Here is a 21,360-nt window from a genome sequence, read left to right on the forward strand (position 1 = left end):
GTCACATGCCGAACTGGACGCGCCGGCTGTTGCCGCGCTTGAGGTTGCGGAAGCGCGCCATCGCCCAGAGCGGGAAGAACTTCGGGTAACCATGATACCGCAGGTAGAACACCCGCGGGAAGCCCGTGGCCGTGTAGCGCTCTTCCTTCCAGAACCCGTCCGCGCCCTGCGTGCGGGTGAGGAAGTTGATGCCCCGGGTGACGGCCGGATCGTCGACCGCGCCGGCCGCCATCAGGGCGAGCAGCGCCCAGGCGGTCTGCGAGGCGGTGGACGAACCGGGCTCGAAGGCCGGGTCGATCTTGTACGAGGAAGCGTCCTCACCCCAGCCGCCATCCGGGTTCTGGATCCGGATCAGCCAGTTCACCGCCCGCTGGATGCGGGGATCGGCGGGATCGACACCCGCGGCGTTGAGGGCGCAGAGCACCGACCACGTGCCGTAGATGAAGTTCATGCCCCAGCGGCCGTACCAGGATCCGTCCTCTTCCTGGTCGTTCAGGAGGTAGTTCACGCCGCGGTCCAGGGCGCGGGAGGTCTCCCGGGTCTCGCCGAGCTGGGCCAGCATGCCGACCACGCGGGCGGTCACATCCGCGGTCGGCGGATCGAGCAGCGCGCCGTGATCCGAGAACGGAATGTGGTTGAGGTACATGTGGTTGTTGTCGGCGTCGAACGCCGCCCAGCCGCCGTCTTCCGACTGCAGCCCCTCGACCCATTCGCGGGCGCGGGCGATGGAGACCTTGTAGTCCGGCATGCCGGCGACCAGACCGTGCTGGCGCATGGCCCGGTCCATCGCCATCACCACCACGGCGGTGTCGTCGAGGTCGGGATAATGGGCGTTGGCGTACTGGAATGCCCAGCCGCCCGGCCGGACCTTCGGCTTGCGGGCCGCCCAATCCCCGACGATGTCGAGCACCTGCCGGGGCTTCAGCCAGTCGAGCCCGGCGCGGGCCTGGGCCTCGGCCTCGGGGCCGCCGGCTTCCAGGAGCGCGTGACTCGCCAGCGCCGTATCCCACACCGGCGAGACGCAGGGCTGGACATAGGCCTCGTCGGCCTTCTCGACGACGAGCTTCTCGATGGCGTCGCAGGCGACGCGGACCTGCGGGTGATCGGGCCGGTAGCCCATCACCTCGTACATCAGCACCGAATTGACCATGGCGGGGAAGATGGCACCCAGGCCGTCCTCGCCGTTCAGGCGCTCGCTCACCCAGGCACGGGCCATTTCCATGGCCCGCTGGCGGCTCTTGCGTGGCAGGTGGTTCTCGACCCGCTGGAGCACCCGGTCGATGAAGCCGAAGATCGGGGTCCAGGGCCAGGTGGCATGGGGCGAACCCGGCCACGAGCGGACGCTCTCCGGCGGCGTGATGAACAGCTCCTGCACGCTGATGCCCCGCGGGTTGCGGGCCCGGGGCTTGGTCGCCTGGAGCACGAACAGCGGCACCACGGTGGTGCGAGCCCAGTAGCTGATCTTGTCGAGGTGGAAGGGGAACCACTTCGGCAGGAACATCACCTCGACCGGCATCACCGGCACGGCGCGCCACGGCACCTCGCCGTAGAGCGCCAGCATGAAGCGGGTGAAGACATTGGCGTTGGCCGCGCCGCCGCGGGACAGGATGCCCTCGCGTGCCCGGCGCATGTGCGGCGCCTCGATGTCGTCGCCGATCATCTTCAGGGCGAAATACGCCTTGACCGTGCAGCTCATATCGAACGGCCCCTCGTGGACGAGGGCCCAGCCGCCGTGACGGCCCTGGGTGCGACGCAGGTAGGTGCCGATCTTGGCCTCGAGGTCGCCGGGGACCTGCGTGCCGCGGAAGTGGTGGAACAGGATGTACTCGGACGGGATGGTGGCATCCGCCTCGAGCTCGAAGCAGATATGCCCGTCGTCATGCGCCAGGTCGGTCAGCGCGCGCGTCGCCTGTGCCACGCCGCGCTCGACGTCCTCGAGCGCGATCCCCTGCGTCTTGGAGCGCTGCAGCGCCTCGACTTTGCTTACGGCCTCTCTCATAGTCCTCGCCTCGAACGACCGCCTCGCGGCGGACGCCATGCCTCAAGCTGCGCCGCGCGCTGGGGTTCCAGAGCGCACGACCGATGCCGCGCGCAAGGAACGCGCGGCCGTCTGGCCCGAACGGATCGCTCCCTCGATCGTCGATGGCAGGCCGGTCGCAGTCCAATCGCCTGCCAGGACGAGATTCTCGTAGGCGGTTTCGGCCCCCGAGCGCCGCGCGGCTTCTGCCGGCGTCGCCGCGAAGGTCGCACGCTTCTCCTTTACGATCTGCCAGCTGGGCAGATCCGGTGCAAGGTTGCACAACTGTGCGATCTCGGCCCAAATCTGCCGCGCGAGGTCTTCGCGGGGCACATCGAGAAGCCGGTCGGCACCGCTGATCGTGACCGAATACCGGTCCGGATAGGCGAAAAGCCACTCCGTGAGACTGTTGACGACGCCGAGGACGAGGGGGCTGCCGGGCTTCGGAGCGAGCGCGAAATGCGCGTTCACGATGGAGCGGAATTCCGTCGGGGCGAGGAGACCGGGCAACACTTCCCGGGCCACCCACGGGGGCAGCGCCAGCACGACGCCGTCCTCCGGGCCGAGGCTCTCGGCGCCATCCGCGAAGACGAGCTGCCCGACCCGGCCGTCCACGGTCTCGAGCCCGCGCAGGCGCCGGCCCAGGCGGATCTCGGAGCCGCGCGCGGTGAGATAGCGAATCGCCGGGTCGACGAAGGCGTAGGACAGGCCTTCCACGGCGACGAGGGGTCGGCAGGCCTTCCCGCCGGCGCCCAGGGTCTCGCGGAGGATCCGGGCCGCCAGCCCGACATCGCTGTCGCGGGGCTCGGTGTTGAGGGCGGCGAGCAGCACCGGATGCCAGAGGCGCCGGTAGAGCGGGCCCTCGCAGGCCATGTGCGCGCCGATGGTCCCGCCCGCGCCCTCCGCCTTGCCGGAGGCCGCCCGCAGGATGCCGAGGGGCGCCAGATAGTCCCGCGCCCGGGTGCCGGGAACGCGGCGCGCCGGGCTCATCACCCACCAGGGCAGCCGCCCGGCGTTGGGCCGCAGGCGCCAGCGCTCGCCCGTCTTCAGATCGGCGAAATCGAACTCCGCCGTGTCCGGACCGGTCAGGGCATCGGCCGGGGCACCGATGGTCCTGAGGAAGCCCAGGGCATCGGCATTGCCGGACAGCAGCAGGTGGTTGCCGTTGTCGATGGTCAGGCCGAGTGCCGGATCGTAGTACGAGCGGCAGCGGCCACCCGCCTGCTTGGCGGCCTCATGCAGGACCACCCGGACACCGGATTCCGCGAGGGCGACGGCGGCGGAGAGGCCGGCCAGGCCGGCGCCGACGACGTGGACGGTGCCCATCAGATCAGGCCGTGCCGGAGGACGACGCCCAGCAGCGCGAGCTTGCCGGGCTTCACCCGCGCCCGGGGCATCGCCCAGCCGCGGTCGACGACCGCCTTGAGATAGAGGTGATAGGCCGCCGCCATCAGCCGGGCGGCCTTGGTGGCCTTGCGGGGGCTGCGGCGGATGATCTCCCAGGTCGCCTCGTAATGCTCCTCCGCCTCGCGGGCGAGGGAGATGCAGACCTCGCCGATGCGCGGGTGGCTGATCGCCTGGACCGGCGTCGGATCTGTGAGGCCGATCGCCTGGAGCTTCTCGCGCGGCAGGTAGAGCCGGCCGCGCTCCGCATCCTCGTCGATGTCGCGGAGGATGTTGGTGAGCTGGAGCGCCCGGCCCTGGTGCCACGCCAGCCGGATGCCGTCCGCCTCCGGCATGCCGAAGATCCGCACCGACAGCCGGCCGACCGCGCTCGCGACCCGGTCGCAGTAGAGGTCGAGGGTTTCGGCGTCGGGGGCGACGATGTCCTCGACGGCGTCCATGGCCATGCCGTCGATGACCGCCTGGAAATCCTCGCGCTTCAGGCCGAAGCGGCGCACGGGCTCCACGAGGTCGCGCACGCGCGGCGCGGGCCGGCCGGCGTAGAGCGCGTCGATATCGGCCCGCCAGCGGTCGAGCTCGGCCTGCCGCACGGCGCGGCTGCCGCCGTCATCGGCGACGTCGTCGACGGCGCGGCAGAAGGCGTAGACGGCATACATCGCCTCCCGCCGCTCCTTCGGCAGCAGGCGCATCGCCGTATAGAAGGAGGAGCCGGCGGCGGGCAGCGCCGGGGCGGCGCTCTCTGGGTTCTGGGCGGGCGTGGCGGTGGCGGTCACGAGCGGATTCCTTGAGCCGCGGCCCGGATCGTGCGCCCGCGGAAGGGCCGGCGTGCCAGGGTGGCGGCGACGCCACCCAGGGCCGTCAGGGCGAAGGCGGCCTTGCCGTGATGGACCTTCTCCGAGAGCGGGTCGCGCTCCAGCAGGCCCCGGCTCAGCACCACGGCGAGGCGGTGGATGGCGGCGATCTCCAGCGACAGGCGCAGGTCGTCGATCAGATCCGGCAGGACCGCGCCCTCGTCGAGGAGGTCGAGGCATCTCTGCGCCAGGTCGCGGATCACCGCCCGGAGTTGCGGCGGCGCCTTGGCCTCGCCGAGCATCGCCACCGTGGCGCCGTGCCGATCCAGGCAATCCTGCGGGAGGTAGACTCGGTCCAGGGCGGCGTAGTCCTTGCCGCAATCCTGAAGGTGGTTGATCACCTGAAGGGCCGCGCAGATGGCGTCGGAGGCCCCGTAGACCCGGGCCGGATCCTCGCCGTGCACGTCGAGGACGAAGCGCCCCACCGGCATGGCCGAATAGCGGCAGTAGTGGATCAGCTCATCCCAATCCGCGTATCGGCTCTTGCGGGCGTCCATGCGGAACGCGTCGAGGAGTTCCAGGGCGTGGCGGGGCGGCAGGCCGCGGGCGGCGAGCTCGCGCTTGAGCGGCTCGGCCTCCGGATCGGACGGGCCGGCGCCGGTCAGCGAATCGGCCAGGCTGTCGAGGAGCGCGATCTTGCGCTCCGGCGACAGCTCCGCGTGATCGGCCACGTCGTCGCCGGCGCGGACGAAATTGTAGAAGGCCAGGATCGCGCCGCGATGGCGGGGGTGGATCAGGTGCGAGGCGACGGGGAAGTTCTCGTCGCGGTGCCCCTTGCCGGAACGGGTCGCGGTGGCGGATTCGAGGGTGCTCATGCGAGGTACCCCGCCTCACGGAACCACGTGATCGCGTCCGACAGGCCCTCGCGGTAGGGCCGGGCCGTGTAGCCGAGTTCGGCGCGCGCCTTCCGATCCGAGAAGAACATCCGGTACCGCGACATGCGGATGCCGTCGATCGTCGCGAAGGGCTGGTTTCCGGTGACCCGGGCGGCGAGCTGGGCGAAGAACGCGACGGGATAGACCACGGCCCGCGGCAGGTTCACGGTCGGCGGCTTGCGCCCGACCATGCCGGCGATGTCGGCGAGCATCTGCGACAGGAACACGTCCTCGCCGCCGAGGATGTAGCGCTCGCCCACCCGCCCCTTGCGGAGCGCCAGGAGATGGCCGTGGGCCACGTCGTCCACGTGAGCGAGGTTGAGCCCGGTATCCACGAAGGCCGGCATCTTGCCCAGCGCCGCCTCCTGGATGATCCGCCCGGTGGGCGTCGGCTTGACGTCGCGGGGGCCGATCGGCGTCGACGGGTTGACGATCACCGCCGGCAGGCCGTCCCGGGCGACCATCTCCTCGACCACCCGCTCGGCCACGACCTTGCTGCGCTTGTAGGCGCCGATGGCGGTCTCGGGCGTCAGCGGCATGGTTTCGTCGGAGGGCGTGACGCCGTCGGCCGGCGGCCGGATCGTCGCGACGCTCGATGTGTACACGACCCGCTCAACCCCGGCCTCCAGCGCCGCGCGCATCATCAGGCGCGTGCCGTCGCGGTTGGTGCGGACGATCTCTTCCATGTCCGGCGCCCACAGCCGGTAATCGGCGGCGGCGTGGATCAGGTAGCGCTGGCCGCGCATCGCCGCCGCCACGGCGGCCGGGTCGCGCATGTCGCCCTCGGCGATCTCCACGTCGGTCCAGGTGAGGTTGCGGCGCGGGCTCGACGCGCGCACGAGGATGCGCACCGGGAAGCCGGCCCGGCGAAAGACGTCGACCAGGGCTGAGCCGAGGAAGCCGCTCGCGCCGGTGATCAGCACGGGACCGACCTCGGAGGGGCCGGAAGATGGGGCCTCTGCCATCACGGATCTGGAGAATTACCGAACAACCAGCGCGGCCGGGGATCCCCAGCTGCGCCGCGCTTGTGTCATCGAACCGCCCGAGCGGCAAGCCGCGGTGCCCGTCGACGGATCCGGAGACCGATCGTGGCCGCCCCGCCGTCCGCTCGCAGAATCTGGCCCGGACGGCGCTGCCCCCGCGCGGTCTCCGGCACGAGCCTTGCCAAGAGCCCGGCAGCGTGGCGCGCCAGCTCCGAAGCCCGCTTCGGCGCCGCACCGGGATGCCTGAAGCGCGCGGCGAACTTGCCAGAGCGACAAAAACCGACTATGCGCCGCCCCTCGCGTTCGCTCCGGCCGGGGGCTGAACGGACAATGCTGCTCGCGGCATAGGGATCTTGTCGGATCCCATCGTCCGGTGTCTCCGCCTTCGATCAACCGCTCGGGCCTGAAAATCGGCTCGAAGGGCTTGGCGCCGAGCGTCTCGCGAGATGAACCGGCCCGACTCAGCCGCCCTCCGGCGGCCGGGCTCCTTTTGACGATGAAAGGCCCGATATGCCTCTCTACGAGCATGTGCTCTTGGCCCGCCAGGACGTGACGTCCCAGCAGGTCGAGACGATGATCGACACCTACAAGGGTGTGATCGAGCAGAACGGTGGCCGTCTCGAGAAGATCGAGATGTGGGGCGTGAAGTCCCTCGCCTACCGGATCAAGAAGAACCGCAAGGCGCATTTCGCGCTCCTCAACATCGACGCCCCGCCGGCCGCCATCGTCGAGATGGAGCGCCAGATGCAGATCTCCGAGGACGTGCTGCGCTTCATGACCATCCGGGTCGAGGAGCTCGATTCCGAGCCGTCCGCCATGATGCAGAAGCGCGACCGCGACGACCGCAAGGATCGCGAGCGCGGCCGTCGTCGGGATGACGAGGGCTTCGGTGGTGGCGGCTTCGGCGGCGACCGGGGTGACCGCGGCGATCGCGGTGACCGCGGCGAGCGCAGCTTCGGCGGGGAGGGCTAACCCATGGCTTTCGGTGCTGGTGCAGGCGGCGGACGCCGTCCCTTCTTCCGTCGTCGCAAGACCTGCCCGTTCTCCGGCGCGAACGCGCCGAAGATCGACTACAAGGACGTCAAGCTCCTCTCCCGCTACGTGTCGGAGCGCGGCAAGATCGTCCCGTCGCGGATCACCGCGGTCTCGGCCAAGAAGCAGCGCGAGCTCGCCCAGGCGATCAAGCGTGCCCGCTTCCTCGGCCTGCTGCCCTACGTGATAAAGTAGGTCACCGAATCGACCGGCCCGGCTCTCGCCCGGGCCGGTCCTCACAGAGGGCGGCGCGCGCCGCCCGATCGTTGGGGCGTATCCGTGCCTCTAACCCTGCCGCACCGGCAGCGGGACAGCGGAATTCATGGCACAGCATATCGGCATCGGTATCGGCGCGGGCCTCGTCTCGGCACTCCTGTTCGGGGTGCTTCTGAAGGCGACCCCCCTCGCGATCCTGCTCTACCTCGTGGCACCGCTGCCGATCCTGATCGTCGGCCTCGGCTGGAGCCATAAGGCCGCGCTCGTGGCGGCGGCCACCGGCAGCCTCGTGCTGATCCTCGTGATCGCCCCGTTCATGGGGCTCGCCTTCGCGGCCTACATCGCCCTCCCCGCCTGGTGGCTCGCCTACCTCACGCTCCTCGGGCGCGAGACGCAAGCCGGCCTTGAATGGTACCCGACCGGCCGCCTGCTCGGCTGGATCGCCGCCACGGCCGCCCTCGCCTTCATCGCCATCGCGGTCCTGTCCTCGCCGAATCACGCGGCCTTCGATGCGCAGCTGCGCGGGCTCGCCCAGACGCTGGTGCAGACGCGCATGCCTGCAACCCGCAGCCCCGCCGAAACCCGACGCGCCGGTGCGCCGGCGACCGGCTCCGACGCCGCCGGCCAGGACGCCGCCGGCCAAGGCACGGCCGGACAGGACGCGGGCGGACAGGACGCGGCGGTCGCGCCCGAGCCGGCGCCGCAGACCGGTGACGATCAGGCCGACGTGACGCGGACCGAGGTCGCGGATGCCCTCGCCCGGGTGGTACCGGCCTTGGCGGCGAACGGTCTCGCGCTGCTGCTGGCCTTCTATCTTTGGGCCTCGGCCCGGATCGTGAAGATCTCGGGCCGCCTGCCGCGGCCCTGGCCGGACATCCCCTCCACCACGATGCCGCGCTCGACGCTCGCGGTGCTCGCGGCCGCCGTCGCGATGTGCTTCGCCCCCGGCTATGTCGGCGTCTTCGGCGTCGCGCTGGTCGGAGCCTTCAGCGCAGCCTTCGCCCTTCAGGGACTCGCCGCCTTCCACGACCGTTCCCGCGGCCGGCCCGGACGCGGGCTGATGCTGTTCGGCATGTATCTGATCCTGTTCGTGACCCAGGGTATCGCCCTGGTCGCCCTCACCCTGTTCGGCCTCGCCGATACAGCCCTCGACCGCCGGCGTCCCAAGGACAGCCCGGCGCCGTGAGACCCCGGCCTCAGCGGCCGACCACCTGAAGGAGAAAGACCATGGAAGTGATCCTGCTCGAGCGCGTGGCCAAGCTTGGCCAGATGGGCGAGACCGTGAATGTCCGCCCGGGCTTCGCCCGCAACTTCCTGCTCGCCCGCGGCAAGGCTCTGCGCGCGACGGAAGCCAACAAGAAGCATTTCGAGGCCCAGCGCGCCCAGCTCGAGGCCCGCAACCTCGACCGCAAGAAGGACGCCGAGGCCGTCGCCGAGAAGCTGAACGGCCAGAGCTTCGTCCTGATCCGCCAGTCGGGCGAGACCGGCGTGCTCTACGGCTCCGTCTCGACCCGCGACCTCGCCGAGGTCGTCTCGAAGGAGGGCTTCACGGTCGACCGCGGCCAGTTCACCCTGAACCAGCCGATCAAGACCCTGGGTCTCCATAAGGTCCCGGTGGTGCTGCACCCCGAGGTCGAGGTCGAGATCACCGTCAACGTCGCCCGCAGCCCCGAGGAGGCCGAGCGTCAGGCCCGCGGCGAGTCGGTCACCGAGCGCGAGGCGTTCAACCTCGACGACCTGGGTCTCGAGGTCGGCATGGCGCTGGCCGATGCCGGCGAGGGTGCCGACGACCGCGGCTGATTTCTTCCGCGGATAGTCCGACCGGCTTCGGGGCCGGTCGGGCGTGCGGGACAGCGGGCCGGGTACCGGACCGGACCGGGCCACGCCCTAGGCCGGGCGCCGGACGCGCCGCGTTCGGGCTCGGCTGGGAACCGTCCCCAGCCCTGTATACCGGTGAACACTGGGGACGATTGCCCCCGAGACTTGACACGTTCCAGTTTTGTTCCAGCATGGACGCCCGCCGCTCGCGAGAGTCGGCGGGCGTCCGCTTTTCCGCGCCCCGGCCCGGGAGAACCGGCCGTCGGCTAAGCTTCGGTAACCATACCGAGGCCAAGGTCGTGCGGTGTGATCCTGGCGCGCCCGCCGCGGCGCCTGATACGGAGTCGTCCGCCGATGGCCCTGCCCAATGCGCTCACGGCCAAGCTCGAAACGGTCCAGGCCGAGTACCGCGTCGCCCCGCACAACATCGACGCGGAGCAGGCGCTGCTGGGCGCGATCCTGGTGAACAACGACGCCTATTACCGGGTGTCGGACTTCCTGCTGGCCGAGCACTTCATGGAGGATGCCCACCAGCAGATCTTCACGGTGGCGGCATCCCTGATCAAGGCGGGCAAGCTCGCCACGCCCATCACCATGAAGACCTATCTGGGCGACGCCGATTTCGGCGGCCAGACGGTGATGCAATACCTCGCCCGGCTCGCCGCCGACGCCACCACGGTGATCAATGCCGGCGAGTACGGCCGCACGATCTACGACCTCGCCATCCGCCGCCGGCTGATCACCATCGGCGAGGATCTGGTGAACGGCGCCTACGAGGCGCCCGTGGAGCAGGCGCCGCGCGACCAAATCGAGGAAACCGAGCGGCGGCTCTACGAACTGGCCGAGGCCGGACGCTACGACGGCGGCTTCCAGAAGTTCTCCGACGCGCTGACCGCCGCGGTCGACATGGCCGCCAAGGCCTATCAGCGCGAGGGCAAGCTCTCCGGCATCGCCACGGGCCTCAGCGATCTCGACGCCAAGATGGGCGGCCTCCAGCCCTCCGACCTGATCATTCTCGCGGGCCGCCCGGCCATGGGCAAGACCTCGCTGGTGACCAACATCGCCTTCAACATCGCCAAGGCCTATCGCGGCGAGAAGCAGGCGGACGGCACGACCAAGACCGTGAATGGCGGGATCGTCGGGTTCTTCTCCCTCGAAATGTCGGCCGAGCAGCTCGCCACCCGTATCATCGCCGAGCAGTCGGGCGTCCCCTCCTACAAGATCCGCCGCGGCGACATCCGGCCGGAAGATTTCTACAAGATCACCGATGCCGCCCGCGACATGCAGACGATCCCGTTCTACATCGACCAGAGCGGCGGCATCTCGATCGCCCAGCTCGCCGCCCGGGCCCGGCGCCTCAAGCGCCAGAAGGGGCTGGATCTGCTGATCGTCGACTATCTCCAGCTGTTGTCGGGCTCCGGCAAGCGCAGCGACAACCGCGTGCAGGAGATGACCGAGATCACCACGGGCATGAAGGCGCTCGCCAAGGAACTGGCGGTGCCGATCATCGGCCTGTCGCAGCTCTCGCGTCAGGTGGAGAACCGCGACGACAAGCGCCCGCAGCTCGCCGACCTTCGCGAATCGGGCTCGATCGAGCAGGACGCCGACGTGGTGATGTTCGTGTTCCGTGAGGAATACTACGTCGGCAACAAGAAGCCCCGCGAAGGGACCGAAGAGTTCTTCGCCTGGGAAGCCGAGATGCAGCGCGTCCACGGCAAGGCCGAGGTCATCCTCGGCAAGCAGCGTCACGGCCCGACCGGCACGGTGGAGCTGCAGTTCGACGCCAACATCACCCGGTTCTCGAACCTCGCGCAGACGGATCGGATCCCCGAGCAGATGTGACGGCGCGGGCCGCTGGCGGGTCCGGCCTCGGGACGGCACGTCGGCCGTCCCGATCGCCGACATCCGCGCGCGAACCATCGCCAAGCCCGGCCGTTGTGGGACAACAAGTGTCCCGCCGCGGCAGGAGCGACGATGAGCGAGCAGCCCCCTCCGAAGATGCCGTACTGGCACGTCTACACCGATGCGGAGGGGGTGAGCCGCCAGGAGCTGTTCCAGCTCGATCGGTTCAAGTTCGACGGGATCAACCCCGAGACCGCGCCGCAGTGGAACGACAAGATGGATCCGGCCCCGTCGGTCGTGACCTTCACGGTCCTGCCGGTCGGGTGGGTGGGCGAGTGGCACGAGAATCCGCGGCCGCAATGGATCGCCATCCTCTCGGGGCGCTGGTTCGTCGAGACCATGGACGGCCACCGGGTCGAGATGGGCCCGGGCGAGCTGATGATGGGCGAGGACCAGAACACGAAGGCGCGGGACGGCAAGAAGGGCCACCTGTCCGGCACGGTGGGCGACGAGCCCTGCACCATGATCGTGACCGGCCTGCAGGTCGAGCCGACCGTCAATCAGCCCGGCCGCTTCAAGTAGGCCCGGTCTGATGGAGGGCTTCGACCTCACGCAGCCGCGCTTCAAGGCCTACATCCTGCCGAACGCGCCGCTGGAGAAGCTCGCCGAGGGGTTCCGCTGGACGGAGGGTCCAGTCTGGTTCGGCGACCGCGACGAGCTGCTGTTCTCGGATCTCCCGAACAACCGGGTGATGCGCTGGTCCGACTCTGCCGGCCTGAGCGTCTACCGGGCGGCGAGCGACTTCGAGAACGGCCATGCCCGCGACCGCCAGGGACGGTTGCTGTCCTGCTCGCATCGCGGCCGGCGCATCCACCGCACCGAACTCGACGGAAGCATCACCAGCCTCGTGGAGCGCTACCGGGGGCGGCGGCTGAACTCGCCCAACGACATCGTCTGCAAGTCGGACGGGACGATCTGGTTCTCGGATCCGCCCTACGGCATCCAGACCGACTACGAAGGCGGCAAGCAGGATTCCGAGCTGCCCGCCGCAGTCTACCGGTTCGACCCGCGCGACGGCTCGCTGCGGGTGGTGGCCGACGATTTCCAGGGGCCGAACGGGCTGTGCTTCTCGCCCGACGAGCGCAGGCTCTACATCGTCGAGACCGGCCTACAGTTCGACACCGACCCGCTCCAGCACGTCCGCGTGTTCGACGTCGGCGAAGACGGCGGCCTGTCCGGGGGCGCCGTCTTCTGCACGATCGCACCGGGCAATGCCGACGGGATCCGCTGCGACGAGCATGGCAATCTCTGGTCGAGCGCCGGGGACGGGGTCCACTGCATCGACCCGGGCGGCGAGCTGGTCGGCAAGATCCGCGTGCCCGCGACGGTCGCCAACCTGACCTTCGGCGGCCGCAACAACAGCCGCCTCTTCCTCTGCGCCTCGCAGGCGCTCTACGCGATCTACGTGAACGTGCGGGGGGCTCCTCTCCTGTGAGCGGGGTGCGGGCGCTCATCGGGTTCGGCCGCACTGTCGCGGACCTCGCCGTCACGGAAGCCTTCTACCGGGACGGGCTCGGCTTCGCGCGGATCGCGCCGCCGGAACCCCTGCCCCCCGCGCAGGCGGAAGCGATGGGACTCGGGGACAGGCGCGCGACGCAGCTGCGCATGCGGCTCGGCGCGCAGACCGTCACCTTCCTCACGGTGGATCCGCCCGGTGCGCCCTACCCGGCCGATCCGGCGGCGACCGACCCGTTCTTCCAGCATCTCGCGATCCCGGTCCGCGACATGGCGGCCGCGATGGCGCAGCTCGCGCCGCTATCCCCGATTCCCATCAGCCGCGGCGGTCCCCAGCGCCTGCCGGAATCCACGGGGGGCGTGACCGCCTACAAGTTCCGTGACCCCGACGGGCACCCGCTGGAGCTGATCGTCTTTCCCGGCGGCCCCCCGGCCGACCGCTGGCGCGAGGCGCCGGGGCTGTTTCTGGGGATCGATCACTCGGCGATCACCGTCACCGATCTTGAGGCGACCCTGGCCTTCCTGACCGGCCCCCTCGGTCTCACGCTGGCGGAACGCGGCCTGAATCAGGGCCCGGAACAGGCACGCCTCGATGGCCTGGACGATCCGCAGGTCGATGTGCTGGCGCTGGAACCATCGGAGCCGGTGCCGCACGTGGAACTGCTGCATTATCGCGTGCCCGCCACCGAACGGCGGCTCGTCTTCGGGCCCGCCGACCGGGCCGCGACCCGCTACGTGTTTGGAGCAACTGATTTAGATCGCCTGTTCGCGACGGACCGTCCGGAAAGCCCGCGCTTGCGAATCTCCGCCGATCGCACGGCGGCCTACTGTAGCGGGCCGGGTGGCCACGGTTTCCTGTTCCTCCGGAATTGAGGACGCAGCGCCGACTTGCTCGCCATCGTGGAGCAGGTAGGCTCTAGTCTTAGATTCCGTGAGCGAGCGCCATCATGCGCATCAGCGTCGAGGCTGCCGGAGGCCGCCTTCCGCAACTTATCGAAGCCGCCGCACAGGGCGAGGACGTGATCCTTTCCCAGGCAGACCGGCCCGTAGCCCGCATCGTGCCCATTACTACGTCTTCGTTCCGCGTCGGCATTCTGCCTCCGCTTGCCCTGGGGCGAGGACCGGATTGGCTCGAACCGATCCCTGAGGACGAGATCGCGCTCTGGGAAGGCGATCTTTGACCGCCGTTCTCCTCGATACGCATACTTGGGCATGGAGCCTGACCGACGATCCGAGGCTATCGGCCCGCGCGCGGGCGGCGATCACCGGCGCGGGATCGGTTGAAGTCAGTCCCATCTCGTTCTTCGAGATCGCGCAGAAGGTGCGTGTCGGAAAATGGCCCCAGATGGCCGCGTATGTCGATCAGCTCGTCGCTCTCCTCGATCAGCAAGGCGGCCGGGTCGCCGACTTGCTGCCCGCCATCTGCCTCACCGGTGGCACGATGGACTGGCACCATCGTGATCCGTTCGACCGCCTCCTCGCCGCCACCGCACTCCACTACGCGTATCCGCTGATCTCCGCAGACACCGTCTTCGACGGTATCGTGGAGCGGATCTGGTGATCCTCCGCCGGGCTTGACGCGTCGCCCCTCCGGCGTCCAATCCGGCCGCCCCGGAGGTGAGACTGATGCCGTTCCTCGCCCTGCCCTTTCCGGCCATCGATCCTGTGGCGCTCGCGATCGGGCCGATCACGATCAAATGGTACGCCCTCGCCTACATCGCCGGCCTGATCGGCGGGTGGTACTACGCGCGCCGCCTCGTCATGGCCGACAGCCTCTGGGGCGTGGTGAAGCGCCCGCAGGTCGTCGACATCGACGACCTCGTCGTCTGGGTGGCGCTCGGCGTCGTGCTCGGCGGCCGGATCGGCTACGTGCTGTTCTACAATCTCCCGATGTACATCGCCGATCCGATGGAGATCCTGGCGATCCGCAACGGCGGCATGTCGTTCCACGGCGGCTTCATCGGGGCGATCCTCGCCTTCCTGCTGTTCGCGCGCGGCAAGGGCCTTAACGGCTACACGCTCCTCGACATCGGCGCGGTGGTCGTACCGATCGGCCTGTTCTTCGGCCGGATCGCCAATTTCGTGAACGGCGAACTCTGGGGCCGCGTGGCGCCGGACTTCCCCTACGCCATCGTGTTCCCGAGCGGCGGGCCCGTGCCCCGCCATCCGAGCCAGCTCTACGAGGCCGCCACAGAAGGTCTGCTGCTGTTCATCGTGATGGCGGTGAGCGTCCGCCGGTTCGGCTTCCGCAAGCCCGGCCTCCTCGGCGGCATCTTCGTCCTCGGCTACGCCCTGGCGCGGACCTTCTGCGAGTTCTTCCGCGAGCCGGACCGCCAGCTCGGCTTCCTGTTCGGCGACCATTTCGGTCCGATGGGCGGCGGCGTGACCATGGGCATGCTGCTGTGCGTGCCGATGATGGTCGTCGGCCTCACCTACATCGTGCTGGCCGGGACCGGCCGGACGCGTCCGCGCCATCCGGTGGCGACACCCGCCGCCGAGGCGGACCGCAAGGCGGCCGTCGAGGCGTGAGCCCCCTCGGAGCCGAGATCGCGGCGCTGATCCGCCAGAACGGGCCGATCGGCGTCGATCGCTACATGGCCCTGTGCCTCAGCCATCCGGTCCACGGCTACTACCGCACCCGCGACCCTCTGGGCGCCCGGGGCGACTTCACCACCGCGCCCGAGATCAGCCAGATGTTCGGTGAGCTGATCGGTGCCTGGAGCGCCTATGTCCACGAGTTGATGGGACGACCCGATCCCCTGGTTCTGGTGGAGCTGGGGCCCGGCCGCGGCACGCTGATGGCGGACGCGCTGCGGGCGTTGCGGGCGGCGCGCCCGGGAATGCGCGTGGCGCCGCAACTGGTGGAGACCAGCCCGGTCCTGCGGGCCGCGCAGGAACGCCTCCTCGCCGGGACCGGCGCGGCGTGGCACGCCGACATCGAGTCGCTGCCTCCGGGTCCCGCGATCATCCTGGCGAACGAGTTCTTCGACTGCCTGCCGGTGCGCCAGTTCGAGCGCCGGCCGACGGGATGGCACGAGCGGCAGGTCGGCCTCGATCCGCAGGGCGGCCTCGCCTTCGGGCTGTCGCCGGAGCCGACCCCCGGCCTCGACGCGGACGGCCCGGACGGGGTGCTCATGAGTGTGCCGACGGCCGGGCTCGCGCTGATGCGCAGCTTGGCGCGGCGTCTGCGCACCCAGGGGGGCACCCTGCTGGCCATCGATTACGGCCATGTCCGACCGGGCTTCGGCGACACCCTCCAGGCCCTGTCGGGGCATCGCTTCGCCGATCCACTGGCCGCGCCCGGCGAGGCGGATCTGACGCATCATGTCGATTTCGCCGCCCACGCGAAGGCGGCGCAGGCCGAAGGCGCGGCGATCCATGGGCCGGTGGACCAGGGCGACTTCCTGGCCGCCCTCGGACTCGGCGCCCGTGCCGAACGTCTGAAGGCCCGGGCCAATGCGGCGCAATCCGCCGCGATCGACGCGGCAATCACCCGCCTCACGGATCCGAGTCGGGGCGGGATGGGCAGCCTGTTCAAGGTGATGGCGGTGAGCGGCCCGGCCCTCGGACCGCTCCCGGGGTTTCCGGCGGCCTGAGCCGCCGGGCCGATTCCTCGGCCCCGCAGGGGGCCGGATTCGGTCAGCCGAAGGAGCCGAAGCCGGAATCCGTCTGGGTGGACGGCCGCGGTGTCGGCGGTGCAGGCGGGTTGAGGTCGGTCGGGTCGAAGGCGGCGGGCTCTCCCGTGACGGGGTGGGCGGGCGCGCTCGGGATCCGGGGCTCTTCAGCCTCGGGCGTCTCGGGCAGGACGTCGGTCTCGATCCCTCGTGACATTGCGATCCTTCTCAAGGTGGAGCCGGATCGGCTCCATACTGCAATGCAGCAAGAATCTGACGGTTGAACGACATCGTCAAGGGTCCGCCCTTGCGCTATCGGGGCGCGATACGAGCAACCGCGAGGCCGACCGTGACCGCAGGCATGATCATCGAGGCGCCGGAACTCTCCGCGCATGCGGGCGTGCGCCACGCCTTCTTCACCCGCGTCGGCGGGGTTTCGGACGGCCTCTACGCGTCGCTCAACGGGGGGCTCGGCTCCCAGGACGTGCCGGAGCGTGTCGCCGAGAACCGGGCGCGGATGTGCGGCCGGCTCGGCCTGCCGCCGGATCGGCTCGTCAGCCTGTACCAGGTCCACTCGGCCGATGTCGTCACCGTCGAAGCGCCCTTCGCGGCGGCGGAGCGGCCCAAGGCCGACGCCATGGTGACGCGGGTGCCGGGCCTGGCGCTCGGTATCGCCACGGCGGATTGCGGGCCGATCCTGTTCGCGGATCCCGAGAACGGGGTCGTCGGTGCCGCCCATGCCGGCTGGAAGGGCGCCCTCACCGGCGTGATCGGCGCGACGGTGGCGGCGATGGAGGCGCTCGGCGCGCGGCGGCAGCGGATCGTCGCCGTGCTGGGCCCGACGATCGGGCAGGCTTCCTACGAGGTCGGCCCGGACTTCATCACCCGGTTCCGGTCCGACGCCCCCGGCATGGAGCGCTTCCTCGCGGCCGGCACGCGGCCCGGACACGCGCAGTTCGACCTGCCGGGCTTCATCCTGGCCCGGCTCGCCGAGGCCGAGGTCGGGGAAGCCAGCGCGCTCAACCTCTGCACCTACGCGGATCCGGAGCGGTTCTACAGCTATCGGCGGACCACGCATCGCGGCGAGGCCGATTACGGCCGCCTCATCTCCGCCGTGACGCTCGTCCCCTGACGGCACGGTCCGCCATCGGACACCAGAGGTGCGACACTTTGTCGATGCACGGGTGAGAAAAAAGCATAGCCGTGAATGAACCTTGGCCATTCGCCCGCGTTGGGGGGTCAAGGTGCCGGGGATAAACGGCGGGTTGCCATAAGGGGCCGCGAATGCGGTCGGCGACACCGCGGAGCGCAAAGCAGCCCTGGAACCGCTGGAACGCAGCCAGATCCGGTTACGCCCCCGTCCGGCCACGGTCGGGGCGGACCACCAGTGAGGACCAGATCATGAAATCCCTGCTCCGTGTGACCACGGCCCTCGCGGCCGTCGCCTTCGCCGGCTCGGCCTTCGCCGCCGACCTGCCGCGCCGCGCCGCCCCGCCGCCGATCTTCACCCCCGTCCCGGTCTTCACCTGGACCGGCGCCTATTTCGGTATCAACGCCGGCTACGCTTTCGACGCCAGCGACCGCAACACCGGTTCCAGCTTCGGCGTGCCCTTCCCCTACGCCGCCCCCGGCACCGTCGCCACCTTCCGAAACCGCAGCCAGGACGGCTTCTCCGGCGGTGGCCAGGTCGGCTACAACTACCAGTTCACGCCCGGCTCCGGCATCGTCATCGGCGTCGAGGCCGACGCCCAGTACCTCGACTTCGGCCGCAGCCGGAACAACGCCTTCATCTCCGGCGCGCTGGCCCCCGGCTACTACGTCACCGACCCGCGCGGCCTCTCCAGCCTCGACTTCTTCGGCACCGTCCGCGGTCGCCTCGGCTACGCCTTCGACCGCACCCTGATCTACGGCACCGGCGGCTTCGCCTACGGCTCGGGCAGCGCCGACCGCTCCTTCGGCGGCTATGCCGGCAACGACAGCTTCCGCACCGGCTGGGCCGCCGGCGGCGGCATCGAGTATGCCCTGCCCACCGACTCCTTCCTGAACTTCTTCCGCTCGTCGGCCGTGACGCTCAAGGTCGAAGGCCTGTACGTCAATCTCGACCGCGGCACCCGCAACCAGGGCGCGCTCGTCGTCAACGCCGCCAACAACTTCCCCGTCGTCTACAGCGGCGTCGGCCGCCGCTCCGACGAGTTCGCCGTCGTCCGCGCCGGCCTGAACTACAAGTTCGGCACCTTCTAGGATTACGCGACGGCGCGGCTACGGCCGCGTTCGGGATCCGTCTTTGGGAAGCCCGGCCGAAAGGTCGGGCTTCTCGTTTTTCGCAGCCGGCGGATGAAGTTTTCGCAATCCCCCTGACAAAGCGTCGCCGCGCACCCATGTCGTGTCTGCCATGCGGCGCGTTCGGGCCCGCGGGTGAGATTCGAGGAGGACGACTCCATGAACAGCGAAGAACGCGACGTCATTTCGGGCATCTTCCAGCGGCTGGAGCAGGCGCAGACCCAGCCCCGCGACGCGGAGGCGGAGCGCTTCATCGCCGACAAGATCCGCGCCCAGCCCTACGCGCCCTACGCCATGGCGCAGCTGATCTACGTCCAGGAAGAGGCGATCAAGAGCCTGAACCAGCAGCTGGAGCAGGCGCGCAGCCAGGCGGCCTCTGCGCAGCCCTCGGGCGGCGGCGGCTTCCTGTCGAGCATCTTCGGCGGCGGCAGCCAGCGCCAGGAGCCGCAGCCCGGCTACGCACAGCAGCGTCCCGCCGGACAACCCTGGGGCAATCAGGGCGGCGCGCCCCCGCAGGGCTATCCCCAGCAAGGCTACCCGCAGCAGGGGGGCTATCCCCAGCAGGGCGGCTATCCCCAGCAGGGCGGCCCGTGGGGCGGTCAGCCGCAGGCGCCGGCCCGCGGCGGCGGCTTCATGGCGACGGCGCTCCCCATGGCGGCGGGCGCGGCCGGCGGCATGCTCCTGGGCAGCGCCCTGTCGAACGCCTTCGCGGGCGGCCATTCGAGCCTCGGCAGCGCTGCGGCCGCCGGCCTGGGCGGCGGTGCCGGCGAGACCGTGGTCAACAACTACTACGGCGACGGTGGCAACCAGGATCTCGGAGCCGCCCTGGACAACAGCGGCGGCGACCTGGGTAGCTTCCAGGACGCGAACTACAGCGATCCGGGTGGCGATTTCGGCGGCGACCTGGGCGGCGGCGACGACAGCGACTGGACCTGATCGTCCAGCCCCGGCGTCAGCCCCCCAAAGAAAGAGGCCCGGTCGCGTCAGGCGCGGCCGGGCCTTTCCGTATCCGAAGGGTCAGCCTGCGTGATGCCGACGACGTCAGGCGCTCACAGGACTTCGACGCGCGTTCCCACGGGCACGCGGTCGTAGAGGTCGACGACGTCGTCGTTCATCATCCGGATGCAGCCCGACGAGACCGACTGACCGATCGTATTGGGCTCATTGGTGCCGTGGATCCGGTAGAGCGATGAGCCGAGATACAGGGCCCGCGCCCCGAGGGGATTCTCCGGCCCGCCGGCCATGTGGCGCGGCAGGTCGGGCCGGCGGGCGAGCATCTCCGCCGGCGGTGTCCAGTCCGGCCACTCCGCCTTGCGGCTGACGGTCTTGAGACCGCTCCAGGCGAAGCCGGGACGGCCGACGCCGATCCCGTAGCGGAGGGCGCGCTGGCCGGCCTGCACGAGGTAGAGATGCTTGCCGGCGGTATCGATGACGATCGTCCCGGGCTTCTGCGGCCCCGCGAACGGGACCTCCTGGCGCTGGAATTCCGGCGCGACCGCACGAGCGATCCGGGCGGGATCCGCCTGGGACGCTCCGTAGGCGGCCGCGGGCGGCGCGCCGTAGGGCTGAGCCGCACCGTAAGCCTGTCCGTAGGATTGTCCGTATGCCTGAGCGGCCTCCGGTTCGGCCGGCACCAGTTCCCCGGAATAGGCCGCGACCCGCTGGGACGTCGCCGCCCGCTGCGGGGCCGCGGAGCGCTGCGGCCAGCCGCGGCCGCCGCCCCCGGCGCTTCCGGTGACGAGGTACTCGATCAGGCCGCCGCCGTAGCCGCCCTCGGCGTAGCGCGCCTGTTGCGCGCGCGCAGGCCCGCACAGCACGAAAGCGGCCGCGGCCGCCGCCATTCCCAATCGGACCGAACCCCGCATCGTTGCATGCTCCCGAGCCGGCGCCCAAGCGCCCGGCCCGCGAACGATCCCGCGGCATTTTACCGAATCAGGTGAAGGAACGTGGTGAATCGCGCCGAGGCCGCGGTCTCTCCCCGGCCCGTCGGCGGCAGCGTGAATCGCCGGTTAACCGTTCATCGCAGCCCGCCGCGCCTTCGGGAAGGAGCCCGGAGCGGTCGGAAAAAGCTTGGCAGTCACAGTCCGCTAACCGATGTGGTAGAGAGTTGCGTCGACGGAACCCGAACGCCCACGCCCGGACGATGACCCAGAAGCGCTATCGCATCGAAGACAGCCTCGGGATTCCCGCGGCTCCCCAGCCTGGTCCGGGCTCGATCGCCTCGAACGAGCGACTCGAAGAAATCTTCAGCGCCATCCAGGACTTGCGCCGCGTCACGCAGATGAGCGCCAGCGAGACGATCGAGTCGTGCCGGCGCGAGCTGCACGAAGCGCTCGCGATGCGCACGGAACTCGACGTGATGAAGGAGGCGATCACCCGCACCAAGTCGGAGCTGGCGACGCTGCATCGGACGGAGAATACCGGCAAGGGCATGCGCCGGGCGGCCGACGAACTCGACGCCGTGGTCGATTCGACGGAGCGCGCCACGACGCAGCTCCTCGGGGCGATCGAGGAGATCGAGAGCCACGCCGGCATGCTCAACGCCGCGACGCTGCCGCCCGGGCTGAAGCAGCACGTCGACGTGATCCTCGAGCGCGTGATCACCGCCTACGAGGCCTGCAACTTCCAAGACCTGACCGGCCAGCGGATCACCAAGATCGTCGGCGTGATGAAGTTCATCGAGGAGCATCTCGACCGGCTGATCGCCACGTGGTCGGAACTCGACAGCTTCAAGGAGCTCATCACCGTCATGCCGGTGCCGACCTCCCTGGACGACGAGAGCTCGCTCCTGAACGGTCCGAAGCTCGACCACGATCCCGGCCACGTCGACCAGAGCGACATCGACTCGCTGTTCGACTGATCTCCGGTCCGGGCGCGCGATTTTTGTCGCCGCCCCGGTCCCGCTGGCGCTCA

23 protein-coding genes are annotated in these 21,360 nt (G+C 70.0%); 16 read left to right on the forward strand and 7 right to left on the reverse strand.

Features of this window, described 5'->3' with window-relative positions; all coding sequences use genetic code 11:
- Window position 1 precedes the first annotated feature (1 nt).
- Genes shc through hpnA form a run of 5 tightly spaced genes read right to left on the reverse strand, consistent with a single transcriptional unit; the run spans window position 2 to window position 6,112 of the window.
- Window positions 2–1,999 carry a squalene--hopene cyclase gene (shc, locus tag A3862_RS03600; RefSeq protein WP_043387030.1) on the reverse strand — a complete coding sequence of 666 codons (1,998 nt, stop codon included), beginning with the start codon at window positions 1,997–1,999 and terminating at the stop codon, window positions 2–4.
- Window positions 2,000–2,041: 42 nt separating this feature from the next.
- Window positions 2,042–3,343 (reverse strand): hydroxysqualene dehydroxylase HpnE, encoded by a 1,302-nt coding sequence (gene hpnE / locus A3862_RS03605; protein WP_111473208.1) that lies wholly within the window; start codon window positions 3,341–3,343, stop codon window positions 2,042–2,044.
- Complete coding sequence (gene hpnD, locus A3862_RS03610) at window positions 3,343–4,194, reverse strand: presqualene diphosphate synthase HpnD (protein ID WP_053611139.1); 852 nt, start codon at window positions 4,192–4,194, stop codon at window positions 3,343–3,345. Before hpnD ends, hpnE begins: the two co-directional genes overlap by 1 nt.
- Complete coding sequence (gene hpnC / locus A3862_RS03615) at window positions 4,191–5,087, reverse strand: squalene synthase HpnC (RefSeq protein ID WP_075381358.1); 897 nt, start codon at window positions 5,085–5,087, stop codon at window positions 4,191–4,193. The genes hpnD and hpnC overlap by 4 nt, the downstream gene beginning before the upstream one ends.
- Complete coding sequence (gene hpnA / locus A3862_RS03620) at window positions 5,084–6,112, reverse strand: hopanoid-associated sugar epimerase (RefSeq protein ID WP_043346872.1); 1,029 nt, start codon at window positions 6,110–6,112, stop codon at window positions 5,084–5,086. Before hpnA ends, hpnC begins: the two co-directional genes overlap by 4 nt.
- Before the next feature lie 528 nt (window positions 6,113–6,640).
- Here hpnA and rpsF point away from each other — a divergent pair.
- From rpsF to A3862_RS03680, 12 genes are all read left to right on the forward strand, one after another.
- Window positions 6,641–7,102, forward strand: coding sequence for a 30S ribosomal protein S6 (gene rpsF, locus A3862_RS03625; RefSeq protein ID WP_111473209.1), 462 nt, complete (start codon window positions 6,641–6,643; stop codon window positions 7,100–7,102).
- 3 nt (window positions 7,103–7,105) lie between these two features.
- Window positions 7,106–7,357 carry a 30S ribosomal protein S18 gene (gene rpsR / locus A3862_RS03630; protein ID WP_007561044.1) on the forward strand — a complete coding sequence of 84 codons (252 nt, stop codon included), beginning with the start codon at window positions 7,106–7,108 and terminating at the stop codon, window positions 7,355–7,357.
- Between the two features lie 127 nt (window positions 7,358–7,484).
- Window positions 7,485–8,564: a DUF2232 domain-containing protein gene (locus A3862_RS03635; protein WP_043387035.1), complete on the forward strand. Its 1,080-nt coding sequence runs from the start codon at window positions 7,485–7,487 to the stop codon at window positions 8,562–8,564.
- A 41-nt stretch (window positions 8,565–8,605) separates the two neighbouring features.
- Window positions 8,606–9,178 (forward strand): 50S ribosomal protein L9, encoded by a 573-nt coding sequence (rplI, locus tag A3862_RS03640; RefSeq protein ID WP_043346875.1) that lies wholly within the window; start codon window positions 8,606–8,608, stop codon window positions 9,176–9,178.
- A 372-nt stretch (window positions 9,179–9,550) separates the two neighbouring features.
- The gene (locus tag A3862_RS03645; protein ID WP_043346877.1) at window positions 9,551–11,038 is read left to right on the forward strand and encodes a replicative DNA helicase; all 1,488 of its coding nucleotides are present in this window, start codon (window positions 9,551–9,553) and stop codon (window positions 11,036–11,038) included.
- 132 nt (window positions 11,039–11,170) lie between these two features.
- Window positions 11,171–11,620, forward strand: coding sequence for a cupin domain-containing protein (locus A3862_RS03650; RefSeq protein WP_111473210.1), 450 nt, complete (start codon window positions 11,171–11,173; stop codon window positions 11,618–11,620).
- Between the two features lie 10 nt (window positions 11,621–11,630).
- Entirely contained in the window at window positions 11,631–12,533 is a 903-nt protein-coding gene (locus A3862_RS03655; RefSeq protein WP_111473211.1) for an SMP-30/gluconolactonase/LRE family protein, read from the forward strand.
- Between the two features lie 5 nt (window positions 12,534–12,538).
- Entirely contained in the window at window positions 12,539–13,426 is an 888-nt protein-coding gene (locus A3862_RS03660; protein ID WP_236961728.1) for a VOC family protein, read from the forward strand.
- 74 nt (window positions 13,427–13,500) lie between these two features.
- Complete coding sequence (locus tag A3862_RS03665; protein WP_043346886.1) at window positions 13,501–13,734, forward strand: type II toxin-antitoxin system Phd/YefM family antitoxin; 234 nt, start codon at window positions 13,501–13,503, stop codon at window positions 13,732–13,734.
- Window positions 13,731–14,114, forward strand: a complete 384-nt coding sequence (locus tag A3862_RS03670) for a type II toxin-antitoxin system VapC family toxin (protein ID WP_043760341.1) — start codon at window positions 13,731–13,733, stop codon at window positions 14,112–14,114. Before A3862_RS03665 ends, A3862_RS03670 begins: the two co-directional genes overlap by 4 nt.
- A 65-nt stretch (window positions 14,115–14,179) precedes the next feature.
- Complete coding sequence (lgt, locus tag A3862_RS03675; RefSeq protein ID WP_374701296.1) at window positions 14,180–15,082, forward strand: prolipoprotein diacylglyceryl transferase; 903 nt, start codon at window positions 14,180–14,182, stop codon at window positions 15,080–15,082.
- Window positions 15,079–16,149: a class I SAM-dependent methyltransferase gene (locus A3862_RS03680; protein ID WP_043760340.1), complete on the forward strand. Its 1,071-nt coding sequence runs from the start codon at window positions 15,079–15,081 to the stop codon at window positions 16,147–16,149. The genes lgt and A3862_RS03680 overlap by 4 nt, the downstream gene beginning before the upstream one ends.
- Window positions 16,150–16,192: 43 nt before the next feature.
- Here the strand turns inward: A3862_RS03680 and A3862_RS03685 are convergent, their stop codons facing one another.
- On the reverse strand, window positions 16,193–16,384 hold the full coding sequence (locus A3862_RS03685) for a hypothetical protein (RefSeq protein ID WP_043346894.1): 192 nt from the start codon (window positions 16,382–16,384) through the stop codon (window positions 16,193–16,195).
- A 144-nt stretch (window positions 16,385–16,528) separates the two neighbouring features.
- Between A3862_RS03685 and pgeF the strand changes: the two genes are divergently transcribed.
- The 3 genes from pgeF to A3862_RS03700 all read left to right on the forward strand — a co-directional run bounded on the left by pgeF (window position 16,529) and on the right by A3862_RS03700 (window position 19,383).
- Window positions 16,529–17,299 (forward strand): peptidoglycan editing factor PgeF, encoded by a 771-nt coding sequence (gene pgeF, locus A3862_RS03690; protein ID WP_043346897.1) that lies wholly within the window; start codon window positions 16,529–16,531, stop codon window positions 17,297–17,299.
- Between the two features lie 269 nt (window positions 17,300–17,568).
- Window positions 17,569–18,408: an outer membrane protein gene (locus A3862_RS03695; RefSeq protein WP_043760339.1), complete on the forward strand. Its 840-nt coding sequence runs from the start codon at window positions 17,569–17,571 to the stop codon at window positions 18,406–18,408.
- A gap of 198 nt (window positions 18,409–18,606) precedes the next feature.
- Complete coding sequence (locus tag A3862_RS03700; RefSeq protein ID WP_043346900.1) at window positions 18,607–19,383, forward strand: DUF2076 domain-containing protein; 777 nt, start codon at window positions 18,607–18,609, stop codon at window positions 19,381–19,383.
- 113 nt (window positions 19,384–19,496) lie between these two features.
- Here the strand turns inward: A3862_RS03700 and A3862_RS03705 are convergent, their stop codons facing one another.
- Window positions 19,497–20,312, reverse strand: coding sequence for a L,D-transpeptidase (locus A3862_RS03705; RefSeq protein WP_043382726.1), 816 nt, complete (start codon window positions 20,310–20,312; stop codon window positions 19,497–19,499).
- 278 nt (window positions 20,313–20,590) lie between these two features.
- On the opposite strand from A3862_RS03705, the gene A3862_RS03710 reads away from it, so the two are divergent.
- Complete coding sequence (locus tag A3862_RS03710) at window positions 20,591–21,307, forward strand: protein phosphatase CheZ (protein WP_043382723.1); 717 nt, start codon at window positions 20,591–20,593, stop codon at window positions 21,305–21,307.
- Window positions 21,308–21,360 lie beyond the last annotated feature (53 nt).

This window comes from Methylobacterium sp. XJLW, assembly GCF_003254375.1.
GTDB lineage: Bacteria > Pseudomonadota > Alphaproteobacteria > Rhizobiales > Beijerinckiaceae > Methylobacterium > Methylobacterium fujisawaense.